Source organism: Neobacillus sp. SRL179, from assembly GCF_984799095.1.
Genome location: NZ_OZ481792.1, coordinates 4,388,664 through 4,401,556, shown reverse-complemented (window position 1 = coordinate 4,401,556; position 12,893 = coordinate 4,388,664). Strand labels below are relative to the sequence as shown.

The following is a 12,893-nucleotide window of genomic DNA, read 5'->3' as shown; positions in this document are numbered from 1 at the left end:
TGTGACGTCACTCTTTAGTGCAAAGGGGGAAATGAAATGCCATATAGGAAATCCATCATCGGCGGCGTTATTGCAGTTGTTATTATTGTCTTGATTTTTCTGTCAGCTACAACCGTAGCCTCGGGGAATCGAGGAGTTCTATTGCAACTAGGTGCGGTTAAACCCGTTATTTTATCAGAAGGGTTTCATTTCAAGATTCCCTTTATCCAATCCGTTCAGCAGATTGAAGTACGGGTTCAAAAGGAAGAAAGCTCCCAAACAGCAGCCTCAAAGGACCTGCAAATGGTTACGGCCACTGTGGCGGTCAACTATTCGGTTGATCCAGGGGCGGTCAATACCCTCTATCAAGAAATCGGCTTGAATTATCGTTCGAGGATCGTGGATCCCGCGATTGCTGAATCACTCAAAGCGGTGACTGCCCAGTACACAGCGGAAGAATTAATTTCGAAACGTCCGGAAGTGTCGACAAAAGTGAAGGAAATGCTGGCGGGTAAATTAACCAAGTATTATATGATTCTAGAAGACATCAATATTAAAGAGTTTGCTTTTAGCGACGAATTCAATAAAGCGATCGAATCGAAACAAACGGCTGAACAAAATGCCTTACGAGCACAGCGGGATTTAGAGCGGATTAAAATTGAAGCAGAGCAGAAGGTCGCCCAGGCGGGTGCTGAAGCAGAGGCATTAAGGCTGAAAAAACAAGAGGTTACCCCGGAGTTAATTCAATTAAAGCAAATTGAAGTGCAAGAAAAGGCGTTGGAAAAATGGGATGGCCGCCTGCCAAGTGTTACTGGCGGAGCGACGCCCTTTATTGATGTGAATGGGATTACTAAATAATAGATTATGAGGGTGCATGGTGGGCCAGACCTTTACTACTCTTTTAAGTAGGAGGGGCTGGCCCACACTCACTTTGCAAGGAAAGGCCGTGCATTTACCAAACGATCCAATTTTTCATTCAAAAGGTAAAAGGAAGGGTAGTGCATTTACCAAGCGATCCAATTTTTCGAGCAAAAGGGAAAAGGAAAGGCCGTGCATTTACCAAGCGAGCTGAGTTTTCGAGCAAAAGGTAAATGGAAGGGCAGTGCATTTACCAAACGATCCAATTTTTCGAGCAAAAGGGAAAAGGAAAGTCCATGCATTTACCAAACGAGCTAACTTTTCATTCAAAAGGGAAAAGGAAAGACGTTGCATTTACCAACCGAGACCATTCTTCCTTAAAAAGGGAAAAGGGAACAATAGGGCAGAAAGATTAAAGGGAGGATTCATTTGCTTCCTCAAGCAAATGAACCCTCCCTTTTCCAATAAGGACCCATGAGAACAGTCCCCATGGCAACTATCAAATAAACATATTAATAATCAACACCCCAGCAAGTCCAACGAGGGATGCGATGGTTACCATGACGGACCAGGTGCGGATGGTTTTGCCGATGGATAGGTTGAAGTATTCTTTGTAAATCCAGAAGCCGGCGTCGTTTACGTGGGAGAAGGTCATACTTCCTGCCCCAGTTGCGAGCACCATTAGTTCTGGGCTTACGTGTGCAGACGCTACGAGTGGTGCGGCGATACCAGCTGCGGTTAATCCGGCAACAGTTGCGGAGCCTAACACTACCCGTAAGATGGCAGCGATTAACCAAGCTAGGATTAATGGTGACATACTGGAACCAGCCATTAGATCAGCCACATATTTATCGACATGACTATCAATCAATACTTGTTTAAACGCACCGCCTGCTCCAATAATTAAGAGAATCATGGCAATACTGCTGATTGATTCTGTGATTGAGTTCATGACTTCTGGCATTTTTTTGCCGCGGTTTAAACCAAAGGTAAAGATTGCGACAACGACTGCAAGCAATAAGGCAAAACCAGGATTTCCTAAAAATTTAGCAGCAGGTAGAAGGGATGATTCCGGCATAGCGATTTCTACGACTGCTTGGAAGGCAATCAAAATAACTGGAATAAGAGCAGTAAACACGCTAATTCCGAAACCAGGCATTTCTTCCTCTTTAAAATGCTTAGGGTTAAAAAGTCCTTTTGGAATATCTACTTCTAAATCTTCTTTTTTAAACGTTTTTGTATATAATGGTCCGCTGATAAAGACCGCAGGAATGGCAATACAAATTCCGTATAATAATGTTTTTCCGATATTGGCATGATAGACATCGGCAACAGCTGTTGGTCCAGGATGCGGCGGAACAAAGCCGTGCATAGTGATTAACGCTGCAATGACGGGCATTCCGATATACAGAATCGGTACCCCGGCTTCAGCGGCAATCGTAAAGACTAATGGAATCAAGACGACGACACCGGTTTCAAAAAATAGCGCAATACCAACAATCACCGCGGTTAAAACGGCAGCGAGCTGGACTCTCTTTTTACCAAATGCTTTGATCAAAGTGGTGGCGATTCGCTGTGCGCCCCCGGAATCAGCCATCAGTTTACCGAGCATTCCCCCAAATCCAATAACCAGTACGAGATTACCAAGGGTTCCGCCCAAACCGCTTGTGACGGACGTCATGGCTTCAACTGGGGACATCCCCTCCATAACACCGACGAGCAATCCAACAATAATTAATGAGATGAAAGCGTTTAACTTGAAGACGACCATTAATAATAGCAATAGGGCTACCCCTATACAAATATAAACGATTGGCATGTTTCTCCCTCTTTCCCCTTTGAAGGTGAGGAATGCCGTAAAGGCATTCCACTTATTTACTTAAAATCTCAACAACATTTTTTAAATCGTCAACAGTTCCAACATTGCCAGGAAAAATAACATAGGACATGCCTGGATACTTACTTTCATCCCCTGTTCTCCAGACAGGAATCCCCGGTCTAATTTGACCTGCAACGGTTGCTCTTCTTACTTTCAAACCTTTTGTGCCCACATCACTTGAGGTAATTCCACCTTTTGCAACAAGGAAGTTCGGTTTTACCTGTAGTCTGGTGACGATGCTTGTCACGGCATCAGAAATCGCAACGGATAATTTTAACTCTTCTTCTTTTTTATTTTCGCCAAGGTCAAGCCGCTGTCTGCTTGTATAAACGGCAACGGTTTTACCTGAACGGATGAGTGATTCGGTTGTTTCAATCACTCGGTCGCATTCGGCTTTGAATTGCTCTGGTTGTAAAACTAAATGACTATTAAACTCGATAAATTCAATTGTCGTTAACTCTTTTAATTTTTCCAGCTGTTCAGTGGTTTTTTTCACATGAGAGCCGATAATAATTAATCCGCCATTCCCGGTTTCATCTATTATAAGTTCATCTCTTGTGAGCAATTCCTTATCACTGACACCGCCAATCACCTTTGGAAGAGCGGCAGCACTTCTAAATAAGAAGTTCTTCCCAGCGTTGAGTGCTTGAACTAAAGCAATCGTGAATACTTTTACATCGACTTCGTCGATGGCATTGACGACCACTTTATTAAAATCGTTTACTTGTAAAAGTTGTTCGGTGATCGCACCGATTTCCAAAGCTCGTAATTGCTCGAGGGAGATATATAAAGTATTTTTCGCAAGATAAGCGCCCTTTGATTTTTCCTCGATCCATTCTCCTAAATGAGAACTGGAGTAGCCGAAGGTACGGTCTTTAGCAAATTCTGTTTCCCCGGCAGGAACAAGTTCTTCACCGTATTGAACATAGTGGATATTGTTAATCGTCAAACGGCCGCCTTCTTTGAAAAATGGCAGAATGACCTCGCCATCAATTTTCAAATCAGAACCTGCCTCCACAGTGTCTTTCAAAACGGTTGTTTCTAGTGGATAGTGGCCTCTAAGTGTAGAATCGCCACGGCTAATAATCAGGAATTCACGATTTAATTTGGAAGCTACAGTTAAGATGTTAGCGGCAATCTCATGATGAGCTTTTTCGGTTTCTTCCGCTGTAAATCCCCGCGAATTCGTTAAAATGAAAAACATCGATTGTGCTTCATTAAAGCCTTGTTCGATACTTTCCACTGACCAATCTGTGAACACTGAAATATCATGAACAGTTTGGACACCGGTTGGATCATCATCAAGAACAATAATTTTTTTGTTTAAACTCTTAAGTGCGTCTCCTAGTAAGCTGTCCACCTTTTGGCAATCCACTTCAGGAAGAGTTTCTAGATAGTCGACGGATAATCTTTTTGTCTCAGTCATGATTTACGCCTTCTTTACTTCAACATTGGCAAGCTTTTCATAATAGCGAACAATGCTGCCATGGTCGTCTTTAATTTTTCCATCTACCTTTAAGGCATGGAAAATTTCAAGCAACTGGCTGGATAATGGAAGCGGTACGCCAATTTCATGTGCTGTGTCCATGACATTGGTAATGTCTTTCATGTTGATGGCAATGCTGCCGCCCGCAACGAAGTTTCTATCGAGAATCAATGGTACTTTTGCATCAAGGACAGCACTTCCAGCAAGACCGCCGCGGATGGCTTGGTACATTTTTTCAATATCAATGCCTGCCTTGGCGGCAAGAACAAGCGCTTCAGACATAGCGGCAATGTTAAGGTTTACAATAATTTGGTTAGCAAGCTTTGCGGTAACGCCGCAGCCATTGTCGCCGACTAAGGTAACGTCTTTGCCCATTCCATAAAGGACCGGTTTAACGCTTTCAAATACATTCTCTTTACCGCCGACCATAATCGCGAGTGTCCCATCAATAGCCTTTGGTTCGCCGCCGCTGACTGGGGCATCTAACATGCCAACACCTTGTTTCGCTGCTTCTGCTGCTAGCTCCCGAGAGACTTCAGGAGTGATGGAACTCATATCGATAATGACTGCACCTGCTTTTGCTCCAGCCAGGATTCCATTTTCCTTTAAGACAACTTCTTTCACATGTTTGGAGGCAGGTAACATCGTAATAATGACATCGCTGTTTGCAGCTACTTCTTTTGCTGAAGGTGCAGCTACAGCGCCCGCTTCAACGACAGTTTTGACTGCTTCTTGATTTAAATCATTGACTGTAAGACTAAACCCAGCTTTCAATAAATTTAATGCCATTGGTTTGCCCATGATTCCTAGACCGATAAAACCAACTTTTTGTTCCATGATAATTCCTCCTCGTGGGTTTGATTCCTATAATTTTAGCGATTTACTAACTGCAATCGCTTTCTGATATCGTTTACAAAAAGTATTGTACACCGTTTATATAAAATTGTATACATTTTCGTCTAATTTGTGTACGAAAAAAATTACCATTTTGGTCTTCTGTATTTTTTTTACATGAATTTTGTTAAGATAATAGCAGGTATGAAGAGATATTGAGGTGAACAGTTTGGTAGAAGGTAAGCGTTCTCGTCCTGCATCCCATCAATCCTATGAAATTCTTCGAGATAGGATTCTAAGTGGAGAACTTCCGGGTGGTACAAAAATTGTCGAGGAAAAATTAGCCGCTGAATTAGGTGTCAGTCGGACGCCAATCCGGGAATCGATTCGAAAGTTGGAGCATGAAGGACTTATTGTGAATAAACGAGTGGTAAAGCCGTCCGAAAAGGACTTGCGTAATATGTTTCAAGTACGGATGCTGCTCGAGGGCTATTCCGCTCAGTGTGCCGCTTCTTATTTAATAGAAAATGATCTTGAAGAACTGTACCGATGTGTCGAGATTGGAAAGTCAGGAACGGTCGAGCAAATCATGGAGGCGAATGCGCGCTTTCATGAAATTATCGTAGGAGCGACCAATAACCCAGTCATGATTGATATCATGGACAGGATGTCTTCGATTATTTATTTATTTCGTAAAACGGTGGTCTTTTACAACCGGCCCCATCTTATTGATGAACACGAACAAATCTATAGTGCTATTAAAGCGAGAGACGGAGTGAGTGCAGAAAAGCTCATGAAGGCTCATCTAAAAGCGGATTTAGAGTTTTGTTTGCATTTGTTGAGTTAGAGTCATGTGGAGTGCCATGGGGACGGTTCTGCCGGTTCCCCAATCATGATATTCTCAGTTTAGCACGTGCTCAGGCAACCGAAAAAAAAAGGGGGCGGGTACATTTGCTGGGTTAAGCAAATGTACCTGCCCCTTTTACGGTCTAATAGGAGCCATCAGAACCGTACCGGTGGTGCCTCAAGCCCCACTGGGCCAGAATTATATTCTAAAACTTTCTATTAACAACTTCATTGATTTTAGACCTATTTCGGATAATGAGTCTTCCTCATCTAATAAACACCATCTCATATAAACGCCGCTATAATGTTGCAGGGCGGCTACTACTAGTTCGTTGGGATTGTGTTCTGCAGAAAATTCGCCACTTTGTTGACCATTTTCGACTAAACTGAACAATATTCTATATATTTTCCGACTGCTATCCATAACAAACGGGATATCCTCTTTGCCGCTGATTTGACTGATTAAGACGACTCTTAATAACTCTTTACCGATTTCTTCCGTATAGATAAATCCCTCTTTTAAAACTTCCATTATTTTTTCATAGTTTGATAGTTTAGTTGGCAGGGTTTGAAGGACCGTTTCATAATGATCATCGATTTTCTTATAATGTTCAACGACTACTTGATCCTTCGACTTAAAGTGTGTATAGAAGGTTCCTTTGGCCGTACCTACTTCTTTTGTAATATCCGTAATTGATACATTTTCGAAACCGTTTTCAATAAATAGTTTTAAAGAAGCTTTATAAATTTTTTCTTTCGTTTGCCTGGCACTTATTTGGCGTGGTTTCAAAACATTCACCCCTAAAATATTCTGTATTTTCAAAATAATTGTATTGACTCAATTTCATTATAGATTATATAATTAAAAAAAACAATGACCGCGGTCAGTGACCATGGTCACTTGTGAGGTCTACCATCTATTTTTGGAGGTGTTAAAAATGGGAATGACATTAACTCAAAAGATTTTAGCACGCGCAGCAGGAAAAGAAATTGTCAAGCCAGGGGATGAACTAATGGTTTCGCCTGATTATGTTTTGGCTTATGATTTTCCAGGTTATACGGACCGCATTGAGAAACAGATGAAAGAAGAATTTGGATTAACAAAAGTGAAAAATCCAGAAAAGTTTGTTTTGTTTATTGACCATATGACCCCAACGATTACAGCGAAGGAAGAGGCTTTTCATGAACAAACACGGCGTTTTGCCGAAGAGCAAGGGATCACGTTGTATGAACGAAAAGGAATCGGCCACCAGCTTGCTCGTGAGCTCGGATACGCCACACCAGGATCGTTTTTATTTCATTATGACGGACATGTAAGCGCTTTAGGTGCGCTTGGAGCGTTAGCGATTGGCAATCGCCGTTATTTATTTGAAGCTTACTTTTCAGAAAAAGTAATGGTCCAAGTGCCTGGAAGTGTCAAAGTTACACTTACAGGAACTCCCCAAAAAGGTGTAACAGCAAGGGATATTTATAACTACATCCAGTCCAAAATTGGACCTGATGGGTGTTTATCAAATGTAGTAGAAATTGATGGTCCAGCTATTGCACAGTTAAGTATTGATGCCCGGGCCATTATTTGCGGTTTGGTTATGTTTGTTGGAGCTGTAAGCGCCATCATGGTGCCTGATGCACGTGTAGAAGACTATTTAAAGGATCGGGCTTTAAATGACTTTGAACTGCTAAAGCCTGATTCAGATGCACAGTATGTGGATGAATATGTAATAGATTTAACTGATTTGGAACCATTAGTGGTCCTTCCGCCATCTCCTGCCAATGTGGCGCCGCTTAGTACGGTAGTAGGAACTAGAATTGACCAGGGTTACATTGGTTCCTGTGTCGGGGGAACCATTGATGACATGAGGGTTGCGGCAGAGATTTTAAAAGGGAGGAAGGTAAATCCGCACTTTAAGTTGAATATTATTCCTTCATCCAATGAATTAATGCATCAAGCTTCTGAAGAGGGGCTTTTGTCCATCTTCCTTGAAGCTGGCGCCTTTATAGCTGCCCCAAGTTGTGATTTTTGTTTTGGACGAAGTGGGACGATTTCTGCTGGGCAAAAGGCATTATCAACAGCTACCTTGAATGTCCCTGGAAGAATGGGAAGTACGGAGGCTGATATTTTTCTAGTAAGTTCTGCCACTGTAGCCGCATCGGCAATTGACGGAGTCATCACTGACCCGAGAAAGTATATGGATTCAAATTACTTAGTGGAGACAAAGGGGTGATTCTACTTGGAAAGCATTCTTAAGGGCCGCGTCATTTGGATTTTTAATGAATCCCATTTTGATATTGATCGTGTCATAGGAATTGAGAATATTAAAGAAACCAATATTGATAATCTAGTAAAAGTCTGTATGAAACCCTATGAATCTGATTTTGTTCAAAAAGTTCAACAGGGTGATTGGATTTTGGGCGGAAGGAACTTTGGCTATGGGCACCCGCATAAACCGCCGATGCTGGTCTTACGGCATCTTGGAATCGCAGGTATTATTGCAGAATCCTTTTCCCCTGGTTTTTATCGTGGTCAAGTAGCAGATGGAGTACCACTGATTACGTGTAAAGGTATTTTGGAAAAGGTAAAACGCTTCGATCCACTTACGGTGAATTGGAAGGAATCTTATATCATCAACGAATCTACTACTGAAAAGATCTCGTATGAGCCGCTGCCAAAGTCAGATAAACACATCATTGACTTAGGCGGACATATTGCCTACCTGAAACAACGTTTTGCTAATGAACAAAAAATCGGACAATAAAAAGGGGAGCCTCATATGTCTAGTAAAGCAAATGATCTAAGAAAATTGATTAACGAAAAAGAGTTCCTTTACACAGCAGGAGCTTATGATGTTTTAAGTGCCATCATGATCGAGAATGCCGGCTTCGATGCAGTTTTTACAACAGGATTTGGGATTTCAGCCAGTGCCCTCGGTTTACCTGATGCAGAGCTTTATACAGCAACGGAAAATTTACAGGTGGTTGAGCGTATAGTGAATGCCGTAAGCGTGCCGGTTATTGCCGATGCCGATACGGGATATGGGAACGCTATAAATGTCATGCGAACGGTAAAACTGTTTGAAAAAGCAGGGGTCGCAGGAATTACTTTAGAGGATCAAGTCGTACCTAAACGGTGTCCGCTTGGTATTAACTCAAAGCCGGAACTTATTTCGCTAGAAGAAGGAGTGGCGAAGATTCGGGCAGCCGTGGATGCAAGAACGGATAAGGATTTTGTTATTATCGCTCGTACTGATGCGGAGGGAGAGGAAGCGGTTAAACGAGCAAATGCTTATATTGAGGCAGGGGCAGACTTTATCCAGCCATTATCGTATGTAAACGGCGATGAATTTGGTCTAGCGAGGTTTGGCCAAAGTGTGTCAGTTCCACTCTCGGTCCAAATGACTGTATTTGCGCCTAAGGGCTTACCTGAGGAATTACTGCGAGAAATGAATTGTAAATTTGTTCACTTTCCACTAGTCCCGCTGTTACTAGCAAGTGCTGCGGTTCAGAAAGGCTTAAGTGAACTGGTCAGCTTTAGAAAAACAAATGACATGAAAACGGAAATGATGCCGCTTAGTGAATTTAAAGAGTTGATTAAATTTAAGGAAATTGAAAGATTACAAGATCAATATCTTTCCGCATTACAAAAATAATAGCAGTATAAATTCATTTTCCAAAGGGGTATGGCGATGAAAAAATTTATCATGTCATTTCTGGTTCTTTGTTTAGTATTAATGATGGCGGCTTGTGGAGGTTCTTCTTCTACCAGTGGTTCTACTAAAGAAGGGGCAGAAAAGTCATCAACCGATTCTAAAAAGAAAGTTGTCTTAAAGTTTGCCTCACATGAAGCACCGGATGCTTTCTTCTCTAAGACAGTGACGAAGCCGTTTATGGAGCGAGTAGAGGAATTAACAGATGGTCAAGTCAAATTTGAATTTTACCCATCCCAGCAGTTAGGAAATGTGAGCGATTATCTTGATTTAACTTCCCAAGGTGTAACAGATATTGCGTTTTTTATTCCATCGTATACATCTGATAGAATGCCATACAGCAGTTCCGTTGCTGGTTTTCCTGGATTATTTACTTCTAGTAACCAAGGTACAAAGGCCTTCCATAAACTTATTCAGCAAGGGACTGTTCTTGAAACCGATTATTTAAAAAATGGTGTACGGCCATTGCTTGGATATGTGACTAATCCCTTTGATTTATTCAGTACTAAAAAGTTAGCATCATCCCCTAGTGATTTAAAGGGTCAGCAAGTAAGAAGTTCCGGAGCATTTATGAGTGAGTTAATCAAGGAGTTTGGCGGAACACCGGTTACGATTGCGACACCTGAATTATATGAAGGACTTGAAAAAGGGATTGTCGATCAAGTAGGCCAGTATTCCACTACGCTTGATTCGTTTGGATTAGGAGAATTAATTAAATATGGTACACAAGGAGTTAGTTTCGGTGCCGGAAGCTGCGGATTCATTATAAATGAAAATGTTTGGCAATCGCTTCCTAAGAACGTTCAAAAAGCCTTCCAACAAGCAGCAACAGAAGCAGCAGATAGTGGAAGTAAGGCAGATGATGATCAGAATAAAAAAATCATTGGAGAATGGTCAAAGACAATGGAAATCAAAACCCTCTCCGATGCAGAAAAGAAAGATTGGGTAAAGAAGTACGAAAAATTTAATGAAGCATGGGTTGCAGAGCAAGAGAAAAGTGGTTCGAAGATTGGGGAAGTACTAGATCAATTTAAAAAGCTAATCGCTGAACAGAAATAGTGGATAAAAGGGTATTCGTCTTGACTGGCGAATACCCTAACTAGAATAAACTAGATTTGTTCGAACATGGGGGAGTGTATCTTGTCAAAACTTTTTAATAAGGTTGATCAGATTTTGGCGTATATTGCTAGTTTTGCTTTGTTTAGTATGATGTTGCTGATCTTTATTAATGCCGTTTCTCGGTTTCTGTTCAATAAACCGATTACGGGCGTTATTGAATTTACCGGCGAATATTTAATGGTCATGGTTGTTTATCTTGCCATGAGCTTCACTCAAAAAAATGGCGGACACGTTAAAGTGGAGTTATTGCAGAAGTTTCTTTCTGTAAGAATAAAGGCCTTATTAGATATTTTAGTAAAAATCTTATCTGCCAGTATATTTGCTATTCTTACGTATACTTCTTACTTGTTATTTATTAGACATCTTCAACAGGATATTCGGTCTGTTAGTAGTCTAGCTTATCCCCTTACACCAGCCGTATTTATGATTTGTTTAGGATCCTTCATTATGTCAATCAGACTATTAATCTCTATTTTTATATCTAAAATGGACTCAAACGAAAGTCCGATAGAAGGGCCATGATTATTTTTCTAACTATACTAGAAATTTTTGCAGGGGTGAATAAGCGATGAATATATTACTGTTGACGGGGTTATTGCTCCTTCTTATCCTATTGGGTATGCCAATTGGGTTCGTTTTATTAATTATTGGAACAGTTGGGGTATGGCTGGTCTCAGGATGGGATGCATTACTGGGAATTATGGGAACAACCGCATTTCGAAGTGTCAATAGCTTTAGCTACACAACCATCCCCATGTTTATCTTAATGGCGAATTTCATCTCCAAGAGCAGGATTGCCGAGGACTTATTTGATTGTATTCTTAAATGGATTGGACACAAACCAGGCGGCGTAGGTGTGGCGACGGTATTTTCAAGTGCTGCATTTGGTACACTGTCAGGATCAAGTATTGCGGCTACTTCTATTATGTCTAAAGTGGCCATCCCCCAAATGATTAAATCCAAATATTCGGATTCCTTTTCCGCCGGTTTGGTTGCTTCCTCAAGTGGAACGCTGGCAGCACTTATTCCACCAAGCGTACCTCTCATTGTCTATGCTATTCAAACGGAAACATCAATTGGCAGTTTACTAATGTCCGGTATTCTTCCTGGATTGCTGCTTGCCTTTCTATTATGTATAGTGGTCATAGCAGCTGCCATAAAGAATAAGAGTGTGGTAGAAAGGTCAAGTTGGAGTGAGAGATTCCAATCTTTACGACATATTTGGCCGATTCTGCTATTAATTTTGGTTGTTATTGTTGCCATTTATTCCGGTATTGGGACATCCACTGAAGCTGCTGCTTTTGGAGCCTTTGGCGCTTTAGTTATTGGCCTGCTCATAAAGCGGTTAAATTTCAAGTTGGTCATAGATGCATTAATTGAAACGGTCCAACAAACTTGTGTTATTTTTGTTATTTTAATCGGTGCCACCTTGTTTTCTTATTTTATTGCCTTTAGCCGATTAGGAAACTCTTTGATCAGTTATATCGAATCGACTAATATCTCGGCAATAAGTGTCTTACTTCTCGTCATATTAATGTATTTGATTCTAGGGTTATTCTTAGATATGTTTGGGTCGATGCTCTTAACCCTTCCACTTGTCTTTCCTTTAATAACAAACCTAGGTTATGACCCATTATGGTTCGGTATCATTGTCGTACTGGTGTTAGAAATCGGCTTAGTTACTCCGCCAGTGGGCATTAATCTGTATATTACAAGTCAGCAATCCGGCATAAGCGTAAACAAAGTCTTAAAAGGATCCATACCGTTTATAGGCGTCCTCTTATTCACAGTCTTATTACTCATCCTCTTCCCAGAGATAGTCTTGTACCTGCCGTCTCGGATGTGAAGAGTTTGGGCACCATGGGAACGGTTCTGCCGCTTCCCCAATCATGATATTCACAGTTTAGCACGTCTCAGCCATGCCATCCTCGAAAAAAAGGGGGCGGGTACATTTGCTTGTTTAAGCAAATGTACCCGCCCCCTTTTCATTTAATAGAGCCATGAGAACCGTCCCCATGCACCATTATTTAATTTCCGCCTAAGTAACCATTTTTTGTTAAAAGTAAAGTGATATAATGGAATGAAAATATTGCTGCCATCTGTCGGATGATGTAGATTTTTAAGAAATTCAATTTAGTTTGATTTATACGTTAATAAGGTAATCATTTTATAGAGGTGAGAAAAATGC

12 protein-coding genes are annotated in these 12,893 nt (G+C 41.2%); 8 read left to right on the top strand and 4 right to left on the bottom strand.

Features of this window, described 5'->3' with window-relative positions; genetic code table 11:
* The first annotated feature begins 36 nt into the window (after window positions 1-36).
* Window positions 37-837 (top strand): prohibitin family protein, encoded by an 801-nt coding sequence (locus AC4E8C_RS21615; RefSeq protein ID WP_490208691.1) that lies wholly within the window; start codon window positions 37-39, stop codon window positions 835-837.
* Between the two features lie 499 nt (window positions 838-1,336).
* Here the strand turns inward: AC4E8C_RS21615 and AC4E8C_RS21610 are convergent, their stop codons facing one another.
* The 3 genes from AC4E8C_RS21610 to garR are packed head-to-tail and all read right to left on the bottom strand — an operon-like array spanning window position 1,337 to window position 5,039.
* Window positions 1,337-2,656 carry a gluconate:H+ symporter gene (locus AC4E8C_RS21610; protein WP_490208690.1) on the bottom strand — a complete coding sequence of 440 codons (1,320 nt, stop codon included), beginning with the start codon at window positions 2,654-2,656 and terminating at the stop codon, window positions 1,337-1,339.
* A gap of 52 nt (window positions 2,657-2,708) precedes the next feature.
* Entirely contained in the window at window positions 2,709-4,142 is a 1,434-nt protein-coding gene (locus AC4E8C_RS21605; protein ID WP_490208689.1) for a four-carbon acid sugar kinase family protein, read from the bottom strand.
* 3 nt (window positions 4,143-4,145) lie between these two features.
* Window positions 4,146-5,039 carry a 2-hydroxy-3-oxopropionate reductase gene (garR, locus tag AC4E8C_RS21600; protein ID WP_490208688.1) on the bottom strand — a complete coding sequence of 298 codons (894 nt, stop codon included), beginning with the start codon at window positions 5,037-5,039 and terminating at the stop codon, window positions 4,146-4,148.
* Between the two features lie 226 nt (window positions 5,040-5,265).
* On the opposite strand from garR, the gene AC4E8C_RS21595 reads away from it, so the two are divergent.
* Window positions 5,266-5,883 (top strand): GntR family transcriptional regulator, encoded by a 618-nt coding sequence (locus tag AC4E8C_RS21595; protein WP_490212624.1) that lies wholly within the window; start codon window positions 5,266-5,268, stop codon window positions 5,881-5,883.
* A gap of 198 nt (window positions 5,884-6,081) precedes the next feature.
* Here the strand turns inward: AC4E8C_RS21595 and AC4E8C_RS21590 are convergent, their stop codons facing one another.
* On the bottom strand, window positions 6,082-6,672 hold the full coding sequence (locus AC4E8C_RS21590) for a TetR/AcrR family transcriptional regulator (protein WP_490208687.1): 591 nt from the start codon (window positions 6,670-6,672) through the stop codon (window positions 6,082-6,084).
* Window positions 6,673-6,820: 148 nt separating this feature from the next.
* On the opposite strand from AC4E8C_RS21590, the gene AC4E8C_RS21585 reads away from it, so the two are divergent.
* The 6 genes from AC4E8C_RS21585 (at window position 6,821) to AC4E8C_RS21560 (ending at window position 12,551) form a co-directional block, all read left to right on the top strand.
* Window positions 6,821-8,107, top strand: a complete 1,287-nt coding sequence (locus tag AC4E8C_RS21585; protein ID WP_490208686.1) for a 3-isopropylmalate dehydratase large subunit — start codon at window positions 6,821-6,823, stop codon at window positions 8,105-8,107.
* A gap of 6 nt (window positions 8,108-8,113) precedes the next feature.
* Window positions 8,114-8,638 (top strand): 3-isopropylmalate dehydratase small subunit, encoded by a 525-nt coding sequence (locus tag AC4E8C_RS21580; protein ID WP_490208685.1) that lies wholly within the window; start codon window positions 8,114-8,116, stop codon window positions 8,636-8,638.
* A 15-nt stretch (window positions 8,639-8,653) separates the two neighbouring features.
* Window positions 8,654-9,529 carry an isocitrate lyase/PEP mutase family protein gene (locus tag AC4E8C_RS21575; protein ID WP_490208684.1) on the top strand — a complete coding sequence of 292 codons (876 nt, stop codon included), beginning with the start codon at window positions 8,654-8,656 and terminating at the stop codon, window positions 9,527-9,529.
* A gap of 36 nt (window positions 9,530-9,565) precedes the next feature.
* Window positions 9,566-10,645, top strand: coding sequence for a TRAP transporter substrate-binding protein DctP (dctP, locus tag AC4E8C_RS21570; RefSeq protein ID WP_490208683.1), 1,080 nt, complete (start codon window positions 9,566-9,568; stop codon window positions 10,643-10,645).
* Window positions 10,646-10,726: 81 nt separating this feature from the next.
* Window positions 10,727-11,227 (top strand): TRAP transporter small permease, encoded by a 501-nt coding sequence (locus tag AC4E8C_RS21565; RefSeq protein ID WP_490208682.1) that lies wholly within the window; start codon window positions 10,727-10,729, stop codon window positions 11,225-11,227.
* Between the two features lie 46 nt (window positions 11,228-11,273).
* Complete coding sequence (locus tag AC4E8C_RS21560; RefSeq protein ID WP_490208681.1) at window positions 11,274-12,551, top strand: TRAP transporter large permease; 1,278 nt, start codon at window positions 11,274-11,276, stop codon at window positions 12,549-12,551.
* The last annotated feature ends 342 nt before the right edge of the window (window positions 12,552-12,893 follow it).